The following is a 23,165-nucleotide window of genomic DNA, read 5'->3' as shown; positions in this document are numbered from 1 at the left end:
AGACCGCGATGTCCTTAAAAATATACAATACCCTGTCCCGCCGGAAAGAGGAATTCGACACACTCGAACCCGGCAAGGTGCGCATGTACGTTTGCGGCCCGACCGTTTACAGTAAGGCGCATGTTGGGCATGCCATGTCGGCGCTGGTTTTCGACATCATCCGGCGCTACCTGCTGTTCCGCGGTTACGAAGTGAAATTCGTCATGAACTTCACCGATGTGGATGATAAGATCATCAACCGCGCCAACCAGCAAGGCGTCGATCCTTTCAAACTCGCCGAAGGCTATATCCAGGATTACGCCAAGGACCTGCAGGGCTTGAACGTCCTCCCGGCCAGCATCAACCCGCGCGCCACGCAGGAAATCCCGCAGATTATCGCCATGATTCAGGGCCTGATCGATCGCGGTTATGCCTACCCTGCCGGCGGGGACGTGTACTTCCGGGTGGAAAAGGACGCGGATTACGGGCGGCTTTCCGGACGCAAGCTGGATGACATGCAGGCCGGCGCGCGCATCGAAGTGGGTGAGTTGAAAGAGAACCCGATGGATTTTGCCCTGTGGAAAGGCGCCAAACCCGGCGAACCCGCCTGGGAGAGCCCGTGGGGTCAGGGGCGCCCCGGCTGGCACATCGAATGCTCGGCGATGAATCTGCATCACCTGGGCGAGCAAATCGACATTCACGGCGGCGGCAACGACCTGGTGTTCCCGCACCACGAAAACGAAATCGCCCAGACCGAATCCCTGACCGGCAAGCCTTTCGCGCGCTACTGGGTGCACAATGGCATGCTGCAGTTGGGTAGCGAGAAGATGTCCAAATCGGTGGGTAACATCGTGACCATCGAAAATTTTTTGGCCCAGCACAGCGCGGATATCATGCGCTTCATGGTGCTCAATTCGGGTTACCGCGGTCCGCTTACTTTTAATAATGAGGTCATCGACCAGGCTGAGAAGGGTGTCGAGCGCCTCGCTTCGGCGCTAAAACCGGCCTTGCCGGGCGCGAAGGGTGCGCCGGATGCCAGCCGGTCGGTGCTGAGCGGGCAGGAAAAGGCCAGCGAGCAGGCCTTCATCGATGCCATGGACGATGATTTCAACTCCGCTGGTGCGCTGGCTGCGCTTTTCGAATTGGTGCGCGTAATCAACCAGACTCGCGCCGACGGCGCCAGCGACGCCGAATTGAAGCCCGCGCAGGATCACCTGCACAGGCTGGCGGGCGTGCTCGGCCTGACCTTGAAGAAGGCCGAGACGGGCGGCGGCGAGGCCGGTCCATTCATCGACCTGCTGCTGGAGGTGCGCGGTGAACTGCGCAAGCAAAAGTTATGGGCGCTCTCGGATCTGGTGCGCGACCGGTTGAAGGCGCTGGGCGTGACACTCGAGGATTCGAAGGAAGGCAGTACCTGGCATTTTGATTGATTTCGACACCTGAAAAGGGCGATGCTCGGCAGGATGAACCGCATCGCCCTTTTTTTGACCAACCACGCCATTAAGTTTGACAGTGAAAAGGAAGCACAGATGAGAGAATGGATCACCGGACGCAATCCGGTTTATGAGGTGCTGCGCGCCAGACGCCGGGACGTTTTTCGCTTGTGGCTGGCGGCCGGCGTGGAGGAGAAGGGCAAAGTCGCCGAGATCCTCAAGCTGGCTGCGGCGCGTAAGTTGAAAGTCGAACGCGTGACGCGCGGGCAGATTGATGGGCTTGACGAAGCGAGTGAGCAGGCGCAGGGCATCGCGTTGGAAACCAGCGCTTATCCGTACGCCGCGCTGGCCGACATTCTCATATACGCGAAGGAACGCAGAGAGCCCCTCTTCGTGCTGGTATTGGACATGATTCAAAATCCGCAGAACCTGGGAACCCTGCTGCGTACAGCCGAGGTGGTGGGCGTGCACGGCGTGGTCATGCCGTTGGCGCGGGCGGCCGGCGTCACGCCGGCGGTGGTCCATGCCTCGGTTGGCGCCAGCGAGCATTTGCGGGTGGCGCCGGTCAACCTGGCGCAGGCCATCGTCGACCTGAAGAAAGCCGGAGCCTGGGTGATCGGATTGGAAGGCGGCGAGGAAGCTCAACTGGCTCACTCGGTGCGGCTGGACGGACCGCTGGCGCTGGTGGTGGGCAACGAGGGCGAAGGCATGCGTCCGCTGGTTCGAAAGAGCTGCGATGTGCTCATGCGGCTGCCGATGCGCGGGCAGATCGAATCGCTGAACGCTGCCGTGGCGGGTTCGGTGGCGCTTTACCTGGCTCTGGCGGCCCGTGAAAAAGGAATGGCTGTGAAGTAAAGTTCGACGATTTGCGACATATTAAGATTATTATTATCCTATTTATGCTACAATGAACTCTATGGCTGACCGACATAACGAAAAGTAGAAAGGAAAAGAACCTGATGAGTATGATCAGCAAAGAGCTCAATGATGAAATCAATGCCCAGATCGGGCGCGAATTTGCCGCTTCACTGCAATACAACAGTATTGCGGTCCATTTTGATACCCAGGCGCTCAAGAAGCTGGCCGGTTTATTTTATAAGCAGGCTGCCGAAGAGAACGAACACGCCATGAAGTTCATCAAATATGTCGTCGAAGCGGGAGGCGATGTGATCATTCCGACGGTCGCTGCTCCTAAAGCCAAATTTGCCGCGGCCGAGGAAGCCATTGGTCTGGCGTTGAAGTGGGAAGAGGATGTCACGGATCAGATCAACCATTTGATGGATATTGCGGTTGCCAAGAAAGACTATCTGGGGCAGCAATTCCTGAATTGGTACGTCAACGAGCAGCTCGAAGAAGTATCGACGATGCGCGATCTGTTGCAGATCGTCCAGCGCGTTGGCGAGAAGAATCTGGTCATGATGGAAGCCTACCTGGCGCATGGTGATTAAGTCGTAAGGAATTCAAGGGCAGGCCGCCGATCACAGGACGGCCTGCTTTTTTTGATTCCCGCCCGGGTGTTTCATTTCTGATAGAATAGAGCGGTTTGTTTAATGGAAAGGATTGATTAATGCGCGTTGATTTGCACGTTCATGATCGAGACCGCTCGCCCTGTGCAACGGATACGGATGAGAGTCAGGTTCGGACCGCGATCGCGGCCGGATTGGAAGGCCTGGCGTTTACCAATCATTTCAGACTCGTGCCGGATGCCCGCCTGGCGGAGTTAAGGCGCGATTTTTCGCCGTTTCGGATTTTCAGCGGGATCGAGATTACCGCCGACCAGGAAGACTGGCTGGTGCTGGGGCTGCGGGAGGGTCGCCTGGAGCGCAGGGATTGGGATTATCCATCCTTATGGCGTTTTGTGCGCGATCAAGGCGGTTTCATCGCCCTGGCGCACCCTTTTCGCTGGGCTTCCTGCATTCACGCGGACCTGGGGATCTATCCGCCGGATGCCATCGAAGTGCGTTCGAATAACACACCACCGGCCCGCGAAAGCGAGATCCGCAGTCAGGCCGAACGGTACGGCCTGGCGCTGCTGTGCGATTCGGATGCCCATTCGAATGGCATGATCGGCAAATACTGGAACGACCTGCCCGGCGCGCCGCAGACAGACGATGAGCTTCTGGATAGCCTGCGCCAATTCGCCCGCATTGCACACCAAGCAACTCCAGCGGATTGAGGTTGAAGAGATTTCACCACGGAGACACGGAGATCACGGAGAAGAGATATTAAAATAGAGAAGAAGAGAGAATTATTTTCTCTCTTCTTCTCTGCAAAATTCCATCTCCGTGATATGTGTCGCTGGGGTGCTATTTCAGTGGACGCATAATAGGAGTAAGTAAAAATGGAGAGGAAAAGTAAAACCTTTTTTCTCTTCCTCTCCATAAAAAACTCTTCTCCGTGACCTCCGTGTCTCCGTGGTTACTCCTCTTAATCCTTTATTTGACCAGGAAGGCCCAGACCAGATAAAAACCGATCATCACCACGCCGATGCCCATGCGCGCCAGCACAGCCTTGCCCCAGCCGATTGCCATGCTCTTGGTCGAAGCGCCGGCTTTGCGCCAGTCGCGCAGGCGGATGATTTCGACCATGAACAGCCCGACCAGCGTCAACACCAGGCCGCCAAAGGGTGGGAAGAGCAGGCTGCCGGCCACACCGGCTGCCAAAGCGACGCCGATCGCCAACCAGCTCGCGCCGGATTGTTTGGCGCCGGCTCCCATCAACAGATTGTCAACGATGCTGCCGAACAGCATAAGCAGCGTGATGACTCCGAACAGGATGCCGGCCGTCAGGTTGAATCCGTCGATCAGACCGTAGACCAGCGCGGCCACCCAGATGATGGTCAACCCGGGAATGAAGGGGATGATCAGGCTGAACAGGCCCAACACCATGACGATGAGGACGACGACGAACAGGAGAATTGGGGCGATGGTTTCCATGCGAAGCCCTTATTTACCGGTGATGACCTCAATGCCGCCCATCCATGGGCGCAGCACTTCGGGCACCACGATCGAACCGTCGGCCTGCTGATTGTTCTCCAGCACCGCGATGAGCGTGCGCGGCAGGCCCAGTCCCGAACCGTTGAGGGTGTGCACCAGGCGCGTCTTGCCGCCTTCGGCCGGGCGGTACTTGATGTTGGCGCGGCGGGCCTGGAAATCACCCACGCTCGAGACGGATGAGACTTCCAACCATTCGTCGCAGCCCGGCGCCCACACTTCCACGTCGAAAGTGATACGCGCGTTGAAGCCCAAGTCGCCCGTGCACAGGCGCACGATGCGATAGGTCAGGCCGAGATCGCGGCAGGTCTGTTCGGCGTCCGCCAGCATCTTTTGCAGCTCATGCTCCGACTCTTCCGGCTTGCAGTAGGTATACATTTCCACTTTGTCGAACTGGTGGCCGCGCTTGATGCCGCGCACATCCCGCCCGGCGCTCATTTTCTCGCGCCGGAAGCAGGGCGTATAGGCCGTGTACCGCACGGGCAGGGCGGCTTCTTCGAATACATCGTTGATGTGAATGCCGGTCAGGGGTACTTCGGCGGTCGGCACCATCCAGTAGTCTTCTTCGGCGTCATGATACAGGTTGTCGATGAACTTGGGGAGCTGACCCGAAGCATACAGCGTATCCGCCTTGACCATGAAGGGTGTGTATTTCTCCAGATAGCCCTGGCGGGTGTGCAGGTCGAGCATCCAGGAGATCAAGGCGCGTTCCAGGCGCGCGCCGGCGCCGTTGAGGACGTAGAAGCGCGAGCCGGTGATCTTGACGCCTTCATCGAAGTCGATGATGCCCAGTTTGAGGCCCAGGTCCCAGTGCGGCAGGGGCGTAAAGTCGAAGGCTTTTTGCTCGCCCATCACGCGCACCACCACATTTTCGTGCTCGTCCTTGCCGAGCGGCGTGCTCGGATCAGGCAGGTTGGGGATGTGCGCGACCAGATTGTTCAGGTTTTCCTCGACCTCGCGAACCTGATCGTCCAGCGCGGCGATGCGGTCGCCGACCCCGCGCATGGCCTCGATCTTGGCCTGGCGCTCAGCCGGGTCCTTGCTCTTGCCGATTTCCTTCGAGACGCTGTTGCGCTCGCCTTTCAGCGCTTCGGCTTCCACCAGCAGCGCGCGGCGCTTCGTATCCAGCGCCTGCACTTCGTCGACGATGCCCGCGTCCATGTTGCGCATACGCAACGCATCCCGGACGACATCCGGAGTTTCACGAATCAAATTGATATCCAACATGATGGCCTTCCTTTCGGTGTGCACATAAAATACGCCCCCCAATCCTGTGCAGGACGAGGGGGGACGCCCGTGGTGCCACCTGCTTTTGCCGCCGCGCGAGGAAGTGGACGCGCGGAAGGCCTCTTTAGGGAGATAACGGTTCCTGCCGGTCCTCTTATGCCATCAATACGGCTCTGCGAGGGCTGTCCGCTTCGAAGGAAGCGCCGGGGTGGATTTCACCGGGCGACCTGCCAGCTCGCACCAACCGCTGGCTCTCTGAAAGTGCGCCGGTTACTCGATCCCGGGCGGGACAATGTATCTGCATTATACGCTGTGGCGGGTGGATGTCAAGAACTCAAAATTAAAGGAAATCATTCAATCGTCGCGTTTCTTCCCGAAATTGGATTCGTTCACCGGTCGCCAAAACGGATAGCGTTCGAACCTATCATTCTGAGTCAATTGCTGTAGGTCAGTCCCATCCTTATTTACAACCCAAATTTCCGGTGAGCCGTTGCGATTGGTTACAAACGCCAGTTTCGAGCCATCCGGCGACCACACCGGGTCGATGTTTCCCAAACTGCCATCCGAGAGAAGCGGCCGCGCTTCGCCGCTTGCGACATCGATCAACACGATGTTGGTATCCTTGAAGAGATTCTCCGACCAACCGTTGCAGAATGCCTGGCCGGATTTGGAAGTAACAACGGCCAGCGTACTGCTATCGGGTGACCAGAGCGCGGGGAGGAAGTAACACTGTGGCAGGAAAACGCCTTTGGCAAGCTCGCGCAAATCTGATCCGTCCGCGTTGACCACCTGCCAGTTCCCTGAAAAGAATGCGATTCGTTTTAAATCCGGCGACCAGGAGATGTTATAGGGTTCGATATCCTCAACCAGCAGGTGGGCGTCTTGGCCGTTTGTGTTGACGATCCACAAACCTTTAGGATAAAGGATGTCGGTGTCAAAGGAATAAACCACATATCGTCCATCTGGAGATGCAGCCGCAGCAATAACCTGCCCATAACCGGGCATTGCCAGATATGTACGGTTTGTAGTAAAAGGATCTTTTAATATCAAGGAACCCGCACCATTTAATATTCGACGACTATCCGGGAACCAGCTATAAAATTTACCCTCCCCCGATGCGGGGGGTAGAGTTGTGTTCTCAAATTCACCCTTTTCTACATTGTAAATGCTCACCGTTCCCCAGGGTCCAACAATCGCGACAAGAGCGCCATCAGGTGAGGGAAAGATGGTTTGGTCGTTGAGAGAGTCCTCTATGGAAACGACTGCAGGTGACGGGTTCATTTTCCCACCCGAATCCACATCGATGGCATAAATCGTCGATTGGGATTTATCGTCTTCGCCAGTAAAATAATAGATCTTTCCACTGGCATCCCTGGCGGGTTGGATTAATGGAAGTGGAGTCGGGCTTGGGCCGGGGACGAGCGTCAGGGTCGGCGCAGGCGTGATCGGATATGGAGTCCTGGTAGGCAGGTCCCACGGAAAGACATCCGTCCGGGCAAGGGTGGGCGCGGGTGGCGTGTTGGTTTCTCCCGGCGGCGGATAAGCGGTACCCTCGGACTGGCTCACCCTTGTATTGGAATCGGATGTCCGTGGAAGGATTCCTCGAATGATGGATACCATTCCAAACGTCAACAATAAAATGATAACGATGCCAAGAATGATTCCCAAAACGTTTCTACCCCGGTTCATGCGTTTCCTCCCGTGCTACAAATGCTTTCCGAGATCGAGCCTTTATCGACGGAAAAGCCCATTATTTGCAAAAAAAAAGATATCGGGTTGGTGGTACAAATGCCTGTAAATTGCTAAAGCAAAATTCAATATCAACTAAACTTTATGGAGGACCATTCACAATAATTGCAATTATCATAATAAATTGAATTCTGATAGTCAAGTTTATTATGTTGGATCTCTCAATCATGGATACACTTAAGTCATGATTCCAAATTTGCAATCCCGCATCAGCCCCGATGGAGAGGTGGAGCCACAAGGCGATGGCAACTGGACCCTGCGGCTGCGCGCCGGAACGGAGCGGCGCTACCGCTGGGCGCAGGTGGATGATTATATTCCGCTGGCGCGGCGCGATTTTCGCTGGCGGGCGCCGCTGCGTCTGCGCCTGCGCGCGCGGGCCTTTGAGCCATCGGCGGCGGGCACGTGGGGCTTTGGGCTATGGAACGATCCGTTTGCCTTCAACCTGCTGGGCGGGACGGCGCGGCGCCTGCCCGTGCTGCCCAACGCGGCCTGGTTCTTCTATTCGCTGCCGCCGAATTACCTGACGCTACGCGACGGCACGCCCGGACACGGCTTTGTGGCGCAGACCTTTGCCGCGCCGCGCATCCCGGCCATTCTGCTGGCGCCGGCCGGGCTGGGGCTGCCGCTGCTGGCCTGGCGGCGGGCGGCGCGCGCGCTACGCCGGATGGCGCGCCGCGTCATTCGCGAAGATTCGGCCCGCATTCACGTGGATGTGACCCAATGGCATACCTACGAACTGGATTGGCTGACGGGCGAAGCGCGTTTCCGGGTAGATGGGCGCGAGTGTCTGGCGACGCCGGTTTCGCCGCGCGGGCCGCTGGGCCTGGTGGTGTGGATCGACAACCAGTACATGGCCTTCCCGCCGGACGGGCGGCTGCGCATGGGGGTGTTGCCGGTGCCTAGGGACGCGGCCCTGGAATTGCGGGAGATCCGCGTGGAACCAGAATCCGCGTAATGGCGGGCGTTTGTCAGCACCGCGGTGAACGACCTGTCTCCGTAAGGGGAGCGTGTCCGCCTGTCCAGGTGGGCGATCTCAAATAAAATTCGGGCCGGCACACAGGCCGGCCCCTACGAACAAGATTGCCCTAAAGAAGGATCACTTCCAGGATCAATCCCAGCATCAGCAGTGCGCCGTACTGTTTGTTATGGTAGAACGACATGGCTGAAAACCACAGCGGCCAGGTGTCGGCGGCGTATTCGGCCGGGCGTTCGGCCGGTTTGGGACGGCGGTACATGGTCCATACTCTGGGCATCGCCCGCAGCGCCAGCAGCACGATCAGCAGGAAGGGCGAGAAGAACCCGCGCGCGACCAGGTAGATGACCAGCAAGTACATGGCGGCGATCATGCCCAGCACGGTATAGCGGGCCGCCTTTTCACCGATGAGCACCGGCAGGGTATGGATGTGCCTGGCCCGGTCGGAGCCCAGCTTGTCGATGTGCTTGCCGAACAATACGGTCGTGGGTCCCAGCGCGTAGGCCAGGCTGGCCAGGGCCACGTTCCAGTTCCAGGCGCCGGTGATGACGTAATAACCGCCGCCGACCATCAAGGGGCCCCAGATGAGCAGCACGGCAATCTCGCCCAGGCCGATGTATTTGAGCGGCCAGGTATAGAACAGGACGAAGAACGCGCCTGCGGCCATCAGAAGCAGGGCGGTCGTCCCGCCGTAGATGACCAGGGGAATGCCGGCGGCAATGGCGACGGCGGCGCTGAAGGCGATGTAGGCGAACAGCTCGCGCTGGCTCATCAGGCCCTGCTCGATGGGCTGCGGCCCGTACTGGGTGCGGAAATAATTATCCCTGTCGACGCCGCGTTTGTAATCGGTGTAGTCGTTGACCAGGTTGTTGGTGGCATGGGCGAAGATCAATCCCAATGCCAGCAGCACCCAACGTCCCAGGTCGAAGCGTCCGTCGCGCAAGGCAAACAATCCGGCAAAGGCGGCCGAGAAAAAGGTCATCAGCAGCACGGCCGCGCGAGTCGAGATCAGCCAGCGCGCCACCACGTCCAGGCGCCGCCATTCTTCCTGATCGATGCGCGGAATGACGCGCAGCGCTTTCCACCACATTCCCACATTCATCGGATTCTCCCTATCATTATATCTTACAAATAAGATGATCATTATCCAATAAAAGATTATAAGATACTTTATACAATTGTCAAATGGATTGGGAAGTATGTTTTAAGGCTGTGGAATTTGCTTTTGGACGGCCAGCGGGATCGCAAGCGAACCTTCGCCAGAATCGCCCAGAAATTTCACGCTCTCCGGCTGGCAAACGCTGCACCAGGCAACATGGGCGCACATCAACGCGTTCAGCTCTTCCGGTCGATAGATATCTTCCAACGGCAGCAGGCCGTGCAGCAGCTTGTGGCGGGTGATCTCTTCGAAAAAATCCATCGCGTCCGGAACAGGCAGGCCGGCGTCGGCCAGCACGAGCTGGCGCTGCAGGCGGCCTTCGAGGGTGGTCTGGTCGAAAGGCCGCAGCCCGAGCAGCGACCAGAAGGCGGCGTCGGCGGGCGCTTCAAATTTTTGGCGGGGCGCGTCTCCGCCGGGTCCGGGAACGTAGCCCATCCCAGCCAGAGCCTGGTGCACCTCGAGGCCGCGGCGCAGCGAGGCCGGACAGGCTTTAAGGGTAGTCGGGGTCTGGTAGATCCAGGCGCCCTGAGCCAGCAGCTCTTTTTCCGCCGCCCGCCCACCCCGGATATCGTTAAGCTTTGCCGGGGCATTGATGGCCACCACCGCGCTGCTCACACCTGCGGCAAAGGCGAGCGCATCCGCAAGGTCGCCGCACCCCTGGGCCTGGATATGTTGCTCCTCATCCAGGACCATCATCGCACAGGCTTTATGCCCCGATCCGGGTTCGATTCCAATGAAGACTGTGGGTTGCGGGACCATATCAGCCTAGTCTAGTCCATATTGGATAATTCTGCAATTCATTTGGTCCATGAAAAACAGACAACCTGGTCAAAAGGACAAACGTTCTCCGTACTTATTAAGGATTGCTTGACGCTGGGCATGCATTAAGATAGGATAATCTTGTTATGCGGTCATTGAAGAAGTCAACATTGATCGGGTTGGTCATCGGCGATGGGCTGGTTGTGTTGGCGATCACGCTGTTTGGGTTCGAAAGCCACAACCAGAGCCTGACGGGTTTACGCTGGATGTCCACTTTTCTGCCGGTTGTTCTGGCCTGGGGACTCATTGCGCCCTGGTTTGGCCTTTATCAGCCCCAGGTGGTGAACCGTCCCTGGCAGGTCTGGCGCATTCTTCCAACGCTGATACTGGCGACACCCCTGGCCGTGTTTTTACGTTCCCTGTGGTTGGGGCGGCCGATCATCTGGGTTTTTGCGCTGGTGTTGGGCGGTATATTAATGTTGGCATTCTTCATCTGGCGGTTGATTTGGGCTTTCGCCTCAGGGAGACAAGGATAAAAAATGGATGAAGTCGCGCTGATTCGGGATGCACAGCACGGCGACCTGAATAGCTTTAACCGTCTGGTGCTGGCTTATCAGGAATTAGCCTATAACCTGGCGCTGCGCATGCTGAATGACGAAGCATCGGCTGAAGATGCCACCCAACTGGCCTTTATCTCGGCCTACCGGCATATGAACACCTTTCGGGGTGGTTCGTTCAAGGCCTGGGTCATGCGCATGGTGACCAATACGTGTTACGACGAAATGCGCCGCCTGAAGCGCCGTCCCACCACGCCGCTCGAACCGGTCAATGATGAAGACGACGAGGAAATCGAATCGCCGTACTGGATGGCCGACGATCACAACCTGACGCCTGAACAAGCGCTTGATCAGCGTGAACTCGAAGGCGCCATTCAGCACTGCCTGAGCGGCCTGCCGGTTGATTTCCGGGCGGTGGTCATCATGGTGGATGTGGAAGGGCTGGATTATCAGGAAGTCTCGGATGCAACCGGGAAACCCCTGGGCACGGTGAAGAGCCGCCTGGCCCGGGCGCGGGTCAAAATGCGCGATTGTTTGCAGGGTTTTTGGGAACTTTTACCGGTGAGCTTTCGTCTGAAATTAGAGGAACGCGCATGAACCCAAAGACTCAGCTCTCTCCCAAGGAGTGGCAGCTTCTTTCCGCATATCTGGATGACCAGGTCTCGTCGACCGAGCGCATCCGGATCGAAAAGAGGCTGGACTCAGAGGATGCGTTCCGCCAGGCTTTACAATCGCTGCGCCAGACTCGCACAGTTATTCGTAGCATGCCGCGGCGGCGCGTACCCAGAAACTTTACCTTAACCCCTGAAATGGTGGCAGTCCGGCAGATGCCGCGAATTTTACCGGTGCTACGCTTTTCATCCGCTTTTGCAGCCATTGCTGCCTTTATCCTGTTCGGTGTGCAGTTGCTGCCCATGATGGCAAAAAGCGCCGCGGCACCCACTCAGGCGCCAGCAGCGTTGGAAATGAGCGCCGCTGAAGCGCCAGCCAGTACAGAACCCCCCTTGATCTACTGGGGTACCCCGGGTGCGGAAGCCGCGAAGGGCATGGGCGGCGGAGGCGGTGGTTTTGCCGGCGGCATGGGCGGAGGCGCCCCCGACACTATCTTTGGTATGCCCAATGACGCCAGTACCCCCAGCATCCAATTCGAAATTCCTCAGGCGACCAGTGAACCGGGAATCGGCGCGGCCGGTGAACCCCAGGTGACTATGCCTGTCGAACCGACGCCCTATGCCGAAGCGACTGCCGCGCCGCCGATGGCCATGGCGCCCCAACCCACGGCAACCCCAGAACAGCCTCTCAACCAGGCCACTCTGGAAGGCAATCCAATCCTGGGACTGCGCCCACAGGATTCGGGCAAAATCATCTCAGAATCAACCACCGCGGATTCGGTTCGCGCAGTCGAGTCCGAATCATCGCGTATTTCGATCGGTTCGCTGTTGCTGCCGGTGACGATCGGATTGGCCGCCCTGGCCTTACTGACGGCGATCGCAGCGTTCGTCCTTTGGAAAAAGACCCGCAGTTGAAAGAATCCCCCATTCGTTTTTGCCCGTATTGCGGCACACCAACCGAGATGCGTTTTCTGTTTGGCGCGCAGCGACCGGTATGCCCGGCCTGCGGCTGGCGGTATTTTGCCGATCCCAAAGTGGCCGCCGCCGTGGTAGTGCTGGTCGATGAACTGGTGCTGCTCGACCGGCGGGTGAATGAACCCAACCGCGGTAAGTGGAGCATGCCGGCCGGATTTGTGGACGCCTATGAGGATCCGGCGCGAGCGGCGGAACGGGAATGTTTCGAAGAAACCGGTTTGCAGGTCCATGTGACCGGTCTGCTGGACGTCCTCGCCGGACGCGAGCATTCGCACGGGGCGGATATCCTGATCGTCTATATGGCGGAGATCGTCGGCGGCGTGTTGCAGGCCGGCGACGACGCTGATGAGGTGGGCTTCTTCCCGCTCGATCACCTGCCGCCGCTGGCTTTTGATTCCGCCCGACGGGTGTTGGAAAGCCTGCGCTGATCGTAAAAAAAATAGATAGTCTGAGTACGTCAAGGCATATCTCATCGATTTGAATGGCCGGGGGCGGAGAAAACGGCCAGCCTGAGCAGTCGGGCGTGCTATAATTAGAACAACCTTTCTCAGAGAGCTATCTTTTTGGCCAAGACACCCGCTCGTCCTTCCAAACCAGCGCCTGCGCGCAAAACCACAAAAACAAGTGCCCCGCTGCGTAAGTCCGCCCGGGGATCCGAAAAACGCAGTACCCCCCAACGCAGCGGTTCGCACGCCAGGAAAAGCATCCCGCCGCGCCCTTCCGCATGGAGCCAGCTATCTCCCGAGCGTAAACTGGACGTGTTGGGCGTCATTTTGGCGTTATTGGGCCTGCTTTCGCTGCTCAGTCTGGTGTCCGGCTCCAACGGCGTCGTGACCGGCTGGTGGGTCAACTTCCTGCGCCGGGCCGCCGGATGGGGAGCGTTCATTCTCCCTCTGGCGTTACTGGGAATTGGAATGTGGCTGGTGCTGCGCAACATCGACCGGCTGCCGCTGCTTTCAGCAGAGCGATTGACAGGAATCGTTCTGTTGCTGCTTAACTTGCTGGCGTGGATGCACCTGTTCGGCGGCGGCGGATGGGAATTAGCCGCGGCCGGCAAAGGCGGCGGATACATCGGTGGTTTCTTTCAGGGTCTGTTGGTAGATGGATTGGGCTCTGTAGGCGCGGTCATCGTATTGGTTGCCTGGATGCTGTTGGCGCTGGTGTTTACATTCGATATCTCGGTCAATGATCTGACTCATTTCCTCTCACCCATCCTGGCCTGGCTGCGAGGTTCGGAAAAGCCGACCCCATTGCGTTCCGCTGCGGACCATGCACCCGTTCATAACCTGGAGCCAGAACCGCATGAGGTAAGCGAGCTGCCACCGGATTTCAGCCCCATGCCGGGCCGCCCCGAACCGGCCGTTCGTAAGGCGGCGCTGCGTCCTGCGCAGGCGGGTAAACCTGCTCAGGCGGTTCCACCGGCCAGTTCGACGGCGGCCAGCGCCCTGGCAGCTGTCACCTCCACATCGGCGGGCGAGATCGGCGCGGACGCGCCCGCCCCGGTCAATCCGTGGACAGCCCCCAGCGTGGAGGCGATTCTCGACCCGGCGACGCCCGTGGCGGTGCAGGGCAACGTCGATCACGATCGCGGGCGATTGATCGAAGAAACGCTGGCTTCCTTCGGCACGCCGGCGCACATTGTGGAAATTTCACGCGGACCGACGGTGACCCAGTTTGGCGTCGAACCCGATTTCATCGAGACGCGCACCGGCCGCATGCGCGTGCGGGTCAGCAAGATCGTCTCGCTGGCCGATGACCTGGCCCTGGCGCTGGCCGCGCAGCGAATTCGCATTCAGGCGCCGGTCCCAGGGCGCAGTTATGTGGGCATTGAAGTACCCAACACGGAAATCAGCCGGGTGGCGCTTCGTGAAGTAATGGAAAGCGAAGCCTACCGGAAGATCAAAAGCCCTCTGCGTTTTGCACTGGGCAAGGACGTGGCCGGAAAGTCCGTGGCGGCGGATCTGGCTGCCATGCCGCATTTGTTAATCGCCGGCACGACCGGCTCCGGTAAGTCCGTGTGCGTCAATGCCATCCTGAGCGCACTACTGCTGAACAATACCCCGGCGGAGCTGCGCCTGGTGCTGGTCGATCCAAAACGGGTCGAGCTCACCGGTTACAACGGGGTTCCACACCTGCTGGCGCCGGTGGTTACCGACGCCGAGAAGGTGGCGAATGCGTTGCAGTGGATGCAGCGTGAAATGGACGCCCGGTACCACCGTTTTTCTCAAACCGGGGCCCGCAATATCTCTGATTACAACAGCAAGCACGCCGATAAACTGCCTTATCTGGTCGCAGTGATCGACGAACTGGCCGATTTGATGATGCTGGCGCCCGAAGAAACCGAACGTTCCATCACCCGCCTGGCCCAGTTGGCTCGCGCCACCGGCATCCACCTCATCATTGCCACCCAGCGCCCTTCGGTGGATGTGGTGACCGGCCTGATCAAGGCCAACTTCCCGGCCCGGGTGGCCTTTGCGGTGGCTTCGGGCGTCGACAGCCGCGTGATCCTCGATCAACCCGGCGCGGAACGGTTGCTGGGGCGCGGCGATATGCTCTTCCAGGCTCCCGACGCGGCGGCGCCGGTGCGTTTGCAGGGCGTGTATGTTTCGGATGCTGAAATTCAACGCCTGGTGGATACCTGGCGCGTCGAAGCCATGAATGTGAAGACGCCGGCCCCAACCATGGGTGAGGTGGATGCATTGCCGGTCGGCGCGCCCCTGCACCAGGCTTCTCTTTTCGACGAAGGCGACAGCGCGAGTGAAGGCGACGTGCTGCTGCCAGAGGCTATCGACCTGGTGCGGAGGGAAGGACGGGCTTCCATTACCATGCTGCAGCGGCGCATGCGCATCGGCTACACCCGCGCCGCCCGCCTGATCGACGCCATGGAAGAGAAAGGCATCATCAGCCCGGCGCTGCCCAATTCGCAGACCCGCGAAGTTCTCGATTACGGTCCCACCGCGCCTCCCGAGGAGACCTAATTCGGGCTGCGTTCGTTGCCCGATTTGCAACCCTTCTGCGCCTGAGACATTGCCCGCCATGGTTTATTCGTGTGAGCGGGCAATTTTCTTATCCACTGTCTCCCGGCAGGCGTTGAAGAACCTACCTTCTTTTATTCGAAAGCGGTATGGGTATAATAAATGCACAATTCGTGCGGGCGGTGGAGTGTGAAACAGACCTTAAGAATTTTGTTGGTGGAAAGCGATCCTCGGGCAGTCGAGCGTGTTAACTCTGCCCTCTCCTCCGGTTTTGTGGTCACCAGCGCGGCAGACCAGCCGGCAGCGAAGGCATGCCTGGAAGTAACAAAATTCGACCTGGTGCTGGTTGAGCCCTGGCAGGTGGGAACCAATGGACCCGAACTGCGCGCCTGGTTGCTCGATTTGGATTTTCCAATGCCGTCGGTCATCCTGACTTCTCGGACGTTCCCGATCGCAATTGCCATGGCGGATCGGCTTGACGCTGTGGCTATTCTACTCAAAACAGAAACAACCTATACCGATTTGGCGACAACCTGCCGCCAGTTGGTTACGAAGCACCGGCACATGCTTCAGCAGGCTTTGAGCATCGATAACGGCATGATCTTGTTGAGCCCTGATCTACTCGTTCAGTCCTATGATTCGAATGCCAATCAGATCTTCCGTGAAATGTTAGGCCGCGATCTGGCCGTCGGTTTGGCGGCCGGAGATGTCATGGCTCAGGGTGATTTTCAGTTTCTAAAAAATCTGGTCGATGAGCTCATCAAAAAGGGACAGGAAAAATGGGTTACTCCAATCCCGATATTGTTGGATCACGGACGCTGGATCAAGACCAGCTTCAATCTGCTTTACAGGGAAAAGAATCGAATTGACAGTATTTGCATAAATTTCCAGGACCTCACCCAATCCATTGATTTCCAGGAAAAGCTGCGATCCCGTGAAGAAACCTTACGAACGTTGATCAATGTTTATCCGGCCTCGATCTTCTTAATCGATCCGAAGGGAAATATTTTAGCTGCGAATGATGGAGTGTCCTCCTGGTATCGCCTGCCAAATGAAAAATTCGTTGAGACGAATATCTTCGATTATCTTCAATCCCCGGTGCGGGAATTTCGCCAGAAAATTGTGGAAGAGATCGTAAAAACAGGCCAGACCAGAACCGTAACCGAGTTCAGCCAGGGCCGGTATCTACGCACAACCGTATATCCAGTATTCGACGATGCCGGGGATGTCCATCAGATTGGTATCTTCGTGGTGGATGTCACCGAGCAAAAATTGGCAGACGAGGTTTTCAAACGGCGGGATGCCATTTTGGAAGCGGTAAATTTCGCCTCCGAACAATTTTTGTGGGCGGACTCGTGGCGCGACCGAATCCAGGAGGTCTTGCAACGTTGGGGCGAGGCAACGGCAACCAATCGGGCCTTTATCTACAAACGAAGTCTCGATGATGCCGGAGATGCGATCTATTCACTGATGTATGGCTGGGATTCCTCGGGTTCGATCCCGGATTTCGCATGGAAAGAATTCCAGAATTTTTCGATGAAATCCACGATTTATGCCGATATCGAGGAGATCATAAATCGCGGTGAAGCTGCTCAGATAAAAATATCCGAAGTCGGTTCCGGACTTTTTGAATCCTTTCAGGAGCATAAGGTAAAATCGCTTCTCGTCGTCCCGGTCATGTTGAGTGGCGACGTATGGGGCTTCCTCGGATTTGGCGATAGTAATACGATCCGGGAATGGAGCATCATCGAACTGGATGCCGTAAAAACTGCTGCCCAGATATTTTCAGCGGCGTTGCGGCGTGAAAGAGATGAGACGTCCCGGGCGGCTTTGCTGGACGCGCTGCCGGATCTCATGTTTCTATTCAATCGCAATGGTGAATTTGTAGATTACCATACCCAGGATCCATCCATGCTGGCTTTGCCCCCCGAGCAGTTTTTGGGAAAGAAAATCGGGCGGGCTTTGTCCGGCGAAGTAGCCAAGATGACCCAGAAAGCCTTCAAGCAAGTCATGCTTACGGGCGTTCCGATGGCGTACGAGTATCAACTGCGAATCGGTAATTCGCAATACTGGCAGGGGCATATGGTGCGCAGCGGCGATGGGGCAGTGGTGATCATCCATGACATCACCGAACAACGCCGTTTCGAAGAAGAACTGCGCCAGGCCGAAAAAGTGGTCAGCGATTTGAATGAAATCACTTCTTCGAGTGACCTTTCATTCGAGAAGAAACAGCAGGAACTGTTGAAAATGGGCTGTCAGCGTTTTGGGGTGGAAAATGGGGTGATCCTTCAGCCCACCGCGGATGCGTTCAGGATCATTCAAGCCTATTCTCCCAACCGGACTTATCTGCCATACACGAACTTGCCCACCTTGGAGAGCTTCAGTCAGCAGGTCATTCAGTCGAAAAAGATGCTCATCGTCGAGGATGCGGCTCAGGACCCTCTCTGGAAGGACCATCCGGTTTATCTCGCCCATAAATTGCAATCCTACATGGGCGCTCCTCTCATGATGGAAGGGAAGTTGTTTGGCGTACTGGCATTTTCGAGCACGCAACCCCATCGGAAACCCTTCACCATGGCCGAACAACGCTTCCTGCATCTGATGGCGCAATGGATCAGTCTGGAATTGGAGCGTGAACAAAATATTGCCCAGCTACAGAGCTATGCGGACGAGATTTCGCGCAAGAATGTAGAACTGGCCGAGGCTCGCGACCAGGCGCTGGAAGTCTCCCGGATGAAGACCGAATTTCTGGCCACCATGGGTCATGAAATCCGCACGCCGATGAACGCAGTCATGGGAATGACCGAACTGCTGCTGGACTCGCCGTTAGGCCCCGAGCAGCGGCAATATGCCGAGACCGCCCGGGATTCGGCACGTTTGCTTCTATCACTGCTCAACGACGTGCTCGATTTCTCGAAGATCGAAGCCGGAAAATTGGTCCTCCAACAGGTTCCCTTTGATCCTCACAAGGTATTGGACGAAGCCGTAACCATGTTCGGCCTGCAGGCTCAATCCAAGAAAATCCAGTTAAATGTTTTCATCTCACCACAAATCCCCCATCTATTGCAGGGCGATCCGGTGCGCTTCAGCCAGGTTGTGATCAATCTGGTCGCAAACGCCATCAAGTTCACCGATCAGGGGCATGTCATGGTGTGGTGTGAGGTATTGAACGAGACGCCCGAGAATGTCGAACTCATGATCCGGGTGCGCGATACGGGTATCGGTTTACCGGACACATTCCAGGACAAGGTATTTCAGCCTTTTACACAGGCGGACGGAAGCACCACCCGCCGGTTTGGCGGAACGGGACTGGGCCTGTCCATCACCAAGCGGCTTGTGGAGAAGATGAATGGCACCATCGGCTTCGAGAGTAAGGAAGGCGCGGGATCGGTTTTTTGGTTCACGGCGGATTTCGGTCGAGTCGAGGATGCATCGATCGAAAAAATGGAGGCATACCGGTCCGGTACTACCACTCAAAAGATTCTGGTCTATGAAAGCCTGACTGAAACTCGCGATCTCTGGCAGCGCTATTTGGAAGATTGGGGGATTCCATTCGAGCTGGTCGAAAACCCGTGCCAGGTGATCGAGCGCCTGAAGACAGCCAGGGATTCTGGCCTGAATTATGCGGTCTGTATATTGGACGCTGAAGGTTTGCGGAGTGAGAATAACAAGTTCTATTCACAGGTAATGCGCCTGCTTCGCGCGGCACAATGCCGCTTTATCCTGATCACCAGCTTCGAAAAGCGGCTGCGAAATCCGGGCAATCTGCCCCAGGAATTATTCTGCGGGCGGCTGTCGCGTCCATTCAGCCATAATACGATCGAGAAGGTATTGGCCGGAGTGTTGCCCGATCAATTTGAGCATCCTTCGACGGAAGAGGCTGCACCCTCATCGAAAGATGAAGGCTGTGGGAATCAACCACTGACGGATAAATTGATCCTGGTGGCAGAGGACAACCTGGCCAACCAGCACCTGGTTGAAGTTCAATTGCAACGCCTTGGATATGAGGTGGTGACCGTCGCAACCGGGTCTCAAGCGGTGGATGAACTGGCCCGCCGGCATGACGACTACGGCATGGTATTGATGGATATGCAGATGCCGGAAATGGATGGCTGCGAGGCTACCTGCCTGATCCGTAAGAACGAACAGGCGACCGGGCGGCATATCCCCGTCGTGGCCATGACGGCCAGCGCAATGCACGTCGACCGACAAGCCTGCTTACAGGCGGGCATGGATGATTATATTGTTAAGCCGGTGTTGATGGACGACCTGCGCAAAGTCATCGCGCGCAGCCTTCTATCGGCCGAGCCAGACCAGGCCACGGCGCCTGGCAGCGAAGAGCCAGCCGCGACGGATACATTGCTGGATGAGCGTGTGTTGACGGATCTGCGTTCCTTGAACCAACCCGGCCAACCGGATTTCCTCAAGCAATTGATTGATATTTATCTGGCTGATTCGGCCACACTGATGCAGACCATCCATGATTCGGCTCAAAAAGATGAACCGGAAAGCCTTCGCCAGGCCGTCCACTCCATGAAGGGCATCAGTTCTAATCTGGGGGCCCAGCGCCTGTCGGATTTGTGCTGGCAGATCGAATACGCCATTCGCAACCAGGTTCCCCTGCCAGATCACTGGCTGGTTTCGATGGATCGTGAATATGCGTTAACCTGTCAGGCGCTCCAGCAGGTTCCCTAAATCATCCCACAGAAAATAGAGGTCCAAAAGATCCATGGAAAGAACGGTTCCCAGCACGGCATCTGAAGAAATCGATTTATTCTTACGCACAGTCTATTCGCTATTGCGCTCGACGACGGACGTGCAAATTCGCACGCTCGAAGAAGTGCATGTGGCCATGAATTCGCTGTTGCATCCAAACGCGCGTAAACAATCGCCGGATACATCGGCTTTCATCTACAGTTTGCTGCGCCTGCCGGATTGCATGCCGGAAGTACGTCTGGTGGTATTGGGACAGAGCTCGGCGGTATTCGAACGCAGCGGGTACGGCAATGTGGAAAGCTGGCAGCCGATTTCGGCACGGGCCCGACGGCGGCGCTGCTTTTTCAATGGGCAGGATACCCTGGCCTGCTTTATCGCCAGCCGGTCGGATATCGATGATGTCATTCCCAGCCTGACCGCTTACCAGGTCGAATGGAACAAACTCCATTTCTTGCTGCAGCGGGCGGATCCCGGTCTGTTGGATTGCGCGCAGTGCCCCAGCGACCTGGATTTTCCGGCCCTCGCGCAGGCCATGGAAATGAGCGTCGACGACCTGGAGCGAATGTGGGTCATCTGGGGAGAGCGTTTCAACGATTTGCTGCATCAAATCGCGCAGCGGCGCTGTTCGCTGCGGGTGCGCCTGTTGAGCGGGTCGTTGAGCGAATACTGGCGCGCCACCCGCATGTGGTGGGATCCGATCGAACTCGCCTGCCCGGACCTGTTGGAGCGGCCGGTCTATTTCGTCTCCAGCAACACCCACAGCATGGCCAATCTGCTGTCTGGATATGCTCTGCAGCATGAAAATGAGCTGGTGGATTACCTTTCCGACAGCGCCAACAGCAAACTGTTGGATGAATGGACGGCCATCCAAAACGGCGTCAATACTCACCGTGAGAATTTTCTGTATTATGTCTTGAAAAAATTCCAGCAGTCCGAAATCGGCCGCTATGCGATCGAGGACCAGACCCGGGCTGAACGGGCCGTGGGCATGACCCGCATACCTCCGGTCCACGCGCTGGATATCGAAGCCCAGGTGATCGAACTGGCCAGGCTCGACCCGGCCTTGCTCGATCCGCGTTTGCTGGACGACGGCGGAGAATTCCTGCGCAAGAGCAATGCCCTGATCCTGAATATCGATTATCCCCTGGGCCTGGCGGCTTATAACATCCTCAATAAGGTGGCCGAACACAGCGGGACGGTGGTCGGGGTTTATGTTATGGGAAAATCGGCCACGCTCAACGGCGTCCTGGGCGACGTGATGATCCCGAACGTGGTGCAGGACGAACACTCCCGCAATACCTATCTGTTCAAAAATGCATTTTCGGCCGCGGATGTGGCGCCTTACCTGGAGTTTGGCACGGTGCTGGATAATCAAAAAGCGGTCAGTGTGTTGGGAACCTTCCTGCAGAATGCCCGCATCATGGACGTCATGTACCGCGAAGGCTACACGGACATCGAAATGGAATCCGGGCCTTACCTTTCGGCGGTGTACGAAATGTACCGCCCGCAGCGCCACCCGGTGAATGAACTGGTCAACCTGTATGGCGTCCCGTTCGATGTCGGCATCCTGCACTATGTCTCGGATACCCCCTTGAGCAAGGGTAAGAATCTTGGCGCCGGCGCCCTGTCTTATTTCGGCATGGACTCGACCTATGCCACCACCATCACCATTCTACGGCGCATCCTGCAGCTCGAACGCGCCCGACTGAGTGACCGCTGAAACCTCAAAGGAGACTTTAATGACCCCATCGATACCCGGACCCGCTTACCGCATCGTCACCGAAAGGCTGGTCGTTCGCTGCTGGAATCCGGAGGATGCCCCGCTGATGAAGGCGGCCATCGAGGCCAGCATCGAGCACCTCAAGCCGTTTATGCCCTGGGCATACAACGAACCGGAGGAAATCGAAAAGAAGATCGATCGTATCAAACGCTGGCGTTCATTGTTCGATCGCGGCGAGGATTTCGTTTACGGTATTTTCTCGGCGGATGAAAGTCGCGTGGTTGGCGGAACCGGACTGCATACCCGGGTGGGGGAAGGTGCGCGGGAGATCGGCTACTGGATCCACGCCCAGGAAATCGGTCAGGGTTACGCGACCGAGGTCAGCGCTGCCCTGACGCGCGTGGCTTTCGAAATCGACAGGGTGAAACGAGTGGAAATTCACTGCGATCCCCGTAATCGGTCGAGCGCCAACGTGGCGCGTAAACTGGGCTACACCTACGAGGCAACCCTGCGCCAGCGTTTTCATTTCAGCGACGAGGTCTGGACGGATGCGATGATCTGGACGCTGTTCTCGGAAGATTATCCATCGAGCCCGGCGGCCAAAAGCCAGATTCAAGCTTACGATGCCGCCGGCAGACGAATTCTATAGGCGGTCGAGCGAAAAAGTTACCTCCACTCTGAGACGACATCCGTGTCAGGTACAGACACACGGGTCGCGTCCTGGGTGGAAGCTTTATTTTTCTTTTTTCTTTGGACGGCTCTTCGTCCTTACGAAGCGGTCGCGGGCGTATCGGCCCCAGTTGTTCCATGGGCGACCGGAGGCTGGGCCAGGCGCTGCAGCATGCGCATCAGTCGCGGCCGGTTATAGCGTTGAACGATGATCGGAGCCAGGTTGAGCACAGAGTCGTAGATCAACCAGAAGAAGCTCATGCCCGGCGGGTTGAATGAAAACAAGGGGACGATCAGGACGAAGGTCACCCAATGACACCATTCAGCGCGGCAGGTCTCGACAATCCAGCGTTCGAGACTCATGGGATTGGTCGCGTCGACGTGGTCTTTCTTGAAATCCTTTTGAAAGACCTTACCTGCATCCCAGACCAGCGGTTTCCAATTCTTGATGTGAAAGACGCGCTGGTAGAAATTGCCTTCTTTTTCCCACTTGCGTGGCTGATACGCTCTTCGCCGCGGATTGAGAATCCGATTGGGAAGGTGGGCAGAAATAAAGCCAATCACTGCCTGGATGATCAGCATATACATCAAATCCACGAAGAATAATTCACCGTTTGATAATTCGGCCGTATTCATGGTACATCTTCTCTCTTGCAATTAATTTTACTTT

The 23,165-nt window shown here is 57.1% G+C and carries 19 protein-coding genes; 13 read left to right on the top strand and 6 right to left on the bottom strand.

What is annotated here, in order from left to right:
• Positions 1-8 precede the first annotated feature (8 nt).
• From cysS to LARV_RS16575, 4 genes are all read left to right on the top strand, one after another.
• On the top strand, positions 9-1,409 hold the full coding sequence (gene cysS / locus LARV_RS16590; protein WP_075074688.1) for a cysteine--tRNA ligase: 1,401 nt from the start codon (positions 9-11) through the stop codon (positions 1,407-1,409).
• A 99-nt stretch (positions 1,410-1,508) separates the two neighbouring features.
• Complete coding sequence (gene rlmB, locus LARV_RS16585) at positions 1,509-2,267, top strand: 23S rRNA (guanosine(2251)-2'-O)-methyltransferase RlmB (protein WP_075075276.1); 759 nt, start codon at positions 1,509-1,511, stop codon at positions 2,265-2,267.
• A 104-nt stretch (positions 2,268-2,371) separates the two neighbouring features.
• Positions 2,372-2,860 (top strand): ferritin, encoded by a 489-nt coding sequence (locus LARV_RS16580; protein WP_201785933.1) that lies wholly within the window; start codon positions 2,372-2,374, stop codon positions 2,858-2,860.
• A 119-nt stretch (positions 2,861-2,979) separates the two neighbouring features.
• The gene (locus LARV_RS16575; RefSeq protein ID WP_075074687.1) at positions 2,980-3,588 is read left to right on the top strand and encodes a PHP-associated domain-containing protein; all 609 of its coding nucleotides are present in this window, start codon (positions 2,980-2,982) and stop codon (positions 3,586-3,588) included.
• Between the two features lie 259 nt (positions 3,589-3,847).
• Here the strand turns inward: LARV_RS16575 and LARV_RS16570 are convergent, their stop codons facing one another.
• The 3 genes from LARV_RS16570 to LARV_RS19950 all read right to left on the bottom strand — a co-directional run bounded on the left by LARV_RS16570 (position 3,848) and on the right by LARV_RS19950 (position 7,300).
• Positions 3,848-4,348 (bottom strand): DUF456 domain-containing protein, encoded by a 501-nt coding sequence (locus LARV_RS16570; protein ID WP_075074686.1) that lies wholly within the window; start codon positions 4,346-4,348, stop codon positions 3,848-3,850.
• 9 nt (positions 4,349-4,357) lie between these two features.
• Positions 4,358-5,632 carry a serine--tRNA ligase gene (gene serS, locus LARV_RS16565; RefSeq protein ID WP_075074685.1) on the bottom strand — a complete coding sequence of 425 codons (1,275 nt, stop codon included), beginning with the start codon at positions 5,630-5,632 and terminating at the stop codon, positions 4,358-4,360.
• 354 nt (positions 5,633-5,986) lie between these two features.
• A complete protein-coding gene (locus LARV_RS19950; protein WP_172797904.1) occupies positions 5,987-7,300 on the bottom strand; it encodes a PD40 domain-containing protein in 1,314 nt (437 codons plus the stop codon).
• 265 nt (positions 7,301-7,565) lie between these two features.
• Here LARV_RS19950 and LARV_RS16555 point away from each other — a divergent pair, with 265 nt between their 5' ends.
• Positions 7,566-8,336, top strand: a complete 771-nt coding sequence (locus tag LARV_RS16555; RefSeq protein WP_075074683.1) for a hypothetical protein — start codon at positions 7,566-7,568, stop codon at positions 8,334-8,336.
• A 130-nt stretch (positions 8,337-8,466) separates the two neighbouring features.
• On the opposite strand, the gene LARV_RS16550 is transcribed toward LARV_RS16555, so the two are convergent.
• Both LARV_RS16550 and LARV_RS16545 read right to left on the bottom strand, forming a co-directional pair.
• On the bottom strand, positions 8,467-9,456 hold the full coding sequence (locus LARV_RS16550; RefSeq protein ID WP_075074682.1) for a prenyltransferase: 990 nt from the start codon (positions 9,454-9,456) through the stop codon (positions 8,467-8,469).
• Between the two features lie 102 nt (positions 9,457-9,558).
• Positions 9,559-10,272, bottom strand: a complete 714-nt coding sequence (locus LARV_RS16545; RefSeq protein ID WP_152031832.1) for a hypothetical protein — start codon at positions 10,270-10,272, stop codon at positions 9,559-9,561.
• A gap of 146 nt (positions 10,273-10,418) precedes the next feature.
• Between LARV_RS16545 and LARV_RS16540 the strand changes: the two genes are divergently transcribed.
• From LARV_RS16540 to LARV_RS16505, 8 genes are all read left to right on the top strand, one after another.
• Positions 10,419-10,808, top strand: a complete 390-nt coding sequence (locus LARV_RS16540; protein ID WP_075074680.1) for a DUF3054 domain-containing protein — start codon at positions 10,419-10,421, stop codon at positions 10,806-10,808.
• Positions 10,809-10,811: 3 nt separating this feature from the next.
• Positions 10,812-11,426: a sigma-70 family RNA polymerase sigma factor gene (locus LARV_RS16535; RefSeq protein WP_075074679.1), complete on the top strand. Its 615-nt coding sequence runs from the start codon at positions 10,812-10,814 to the stop codon at positions 11,424-11,426.
• Entirely contained in the window at positions 11,423-12,355 is a 933-nt protein-coding gene (locus LARV_RS16530) for an anti-sigma factor family protein (protein WP_075074678.1), read from the top strand. The genes LARV_RS16535 and LARV_RS16530 overlap by 4 nt, the downstream gene beginning before the upstream one ends.
• A complete protein-coding gene (locus tag LARV_RS16525; protein ID WP_075074677.1) occupies positions 12,352-12,843 on the top strand; it encodes an NUDIX hydrolase in 492 nt (163 codons plus the stop codon). The genes LARV_RS16530 and LARV_RS16525 overlap by 4 nt, the downstream gene beginning before the upstream one ends.
• Before the next feature lie 135 nt (positions 12,844-12,978).
• A complete protein-coding gene (locus LARV_RS16520) occupies positions 12,979-15,393 on the top strand; it encodes an FtsK/SpoIIIE family DNA translocase (protein WP_083522649.1) in 2,415 nt (804 codons plus the stop codon).
• A gap of 213 nt (positions 15,394-15,606) precedes the next feature.
• Positions 15,607-20,085 carry a response regulator gene (locus LARV_RS16515; RefSeq protein ID WP_172797903.1) on the top strand — a complete coding sequence of 1,493 codons (4,479 nt, stop codon included), beginning with the start codon at positions 15,607-15,609 and terminating at the stop codon, positions 20,083-20,085.
• A 34-nt stretch (positions 20,086-20,119) separates the two neighbouring features.
• Positions 20,120-21,826 carry a DUF6909 family protein gene (locus tag LARV_RS16510; protein WP_075074675.1) on the top strand — a complete coding sequence of 569 codons (1,707 nt, stop codon included), beginning with the start codon at positions 20,120-20,122 and terminating at the stop codon, positions 21,824-21,826.
• 19 nt (positions 21,827-21,845) lie between these two features.
• Positions 21,846-22,475, top strand: a complete 630-nt coding sequence (locus tag LARV_RS16505) for a GNAT family N-acetyltransferase (protein ID WP_075074674.1) — start codon at positions 21,846-21,848, stop codon at positions 22,473-22,475.
• Between the two features lie 119 nt (positions 22,476-22,594).
• Here the strand turns inward: LARV_RS16505 and LARV_RS16500 are convergent, their stop codons facing one another.
• On the bottom strand, positions 22,595-23,131 hold the full coding sequence (locus LARV_RS16500; protein ID WP_075074673.1) for a glycosyl-4,4'-diaponeurosporenoate acyltransferase CrtO family protein: 537 nt from the start codon (positions 23,129-23,131) through the stop codon (positions 22,595-22,597).
• Positions 23,132-23,165: the final 34 nt, after the last annotated feature.

The organism is Longilinea arvoryzae (assembly GCF_001050235.1).
Classification (GTDB): domain Bacteria; phylum Chloroflexota; class Anaerolineae; order Anaerolineales; family Anaerolineaceae; genus Longilinea; species Longilinea arvoryzae.
This window is presented reverse-complemented; position numbering and strand designations above follow the sequence as displayed.

What these genes read in the sequence shown, in the direction of transcription:
- cysS (WP_075074688.1), top strand. Translation starts at nt 9, where the DNA reads ATGTCCTTAAAAATATACAATACCCTGTCCCGCCGGAAAGAGGAATTC.
- rlmB (WP_075075276.1), top strand. Translation starts at nt 1,509, where the DNA reads ATGAGAGAATGGATCACCGGACGCAATCCGGTTTATGAGGTGCTGCGC.
- LARV_RS16580 (WP_201785933.1), top strand. Translation starts at nt 2,372, where the DNA reads ATGAGTATGATCAGCAAAGAGCTCAATGATGAAATCAATGCCCAGATC.
- LARV_RS16575 (WP_075074687.1), top strand. Translation starts at nt 2,980, where the DNA reads ATGCGCGTTGATTTGCACGTTCATGATCGAGACCGCTCGCCCTGTGCA.
- LARV_RS16570 (WP_075074686.1), bottom strand. Translation starts at nt 4,348, where the DNA reads ATGGAAACCATCGCCCCAATTCTCCTGTTCGTCGTCGTCCTCATCGTC.
- serS (WP_075074685.1), bottom strand. Translation starts at nt 5,632, where the DNA reads ATGTTGGATATCAATTTGATTCGTGAAACTCCGGATGTCGTCCGGGAT.
- LARV_RS16555 (WP_075074683.1), top strand. Translation starts at nt 7,566, where the DNA reads ATGATTCCAAATTTGCAATCCCGCATCAGCCCCGATGGAGAGGTGGAG.
- LARV_RS16550 (WP_075074682.1), bottom strand. Translation starts at nt 9,456, where the DNA reads ATGAATGTGGGAATGTGGTGGAAAGCGCTGCGCGTCATTCCGCGCATC.
- LARV_RS16545 (WP_152031832.1), bottom strand. Translation starts at nt 10,272, where the DNA reads ATGGTCCCGCAACCCACAGTCTTCATTGGAATCGAACCCGGATCGGGG.
- LARV_RS16540 (WP_075074680.1), top strand. Translation starts at nt 10,419, where the DNA reads ATGCGGTCATTGAAGAAGTCAACATTGATCGGGTTGGTCATCGGCGAT.
- LARV_RS16535 (WP_075074679.1), top strand. Translation starts at nt 10,812, where the DNA reads ATGGATGAAGTCGCGCTGATTCGGGATGCACAGCACGGCGACCTGAAT.
- LARV_RS16530 (WP_075074678.1), top strand. Translation starts at nt 11,423, where the DNA reads ATGAACCCAAAGACTCAGCTCTCTCCCAAGGAGTGGCAGCTTCTTTCC.
- LARV_RS16510 (WP_075074675.1), top strand. Translation starts at nt 20,120, where the DNA reads ATGGAAAGAACGGTTCCCAGCACGGCATCTGAAGAAATCGATTTATTC.
- LARV_RS16505 (WP_075074674.1), top strand. Translation starts at nt 21,846, where the DNA reads ATGACCCCATCGATACCCGGACCCGCTTACCGCATCGTCACCGAAAGG.
- LARV_RS16500 (WP_075074673.1), bottom strand. Translation starts at nt 23,131, where the DNA reads ATGAATACGGCCGAATTATCAAACGGTGAATTATTCTTCGTGGATTTG.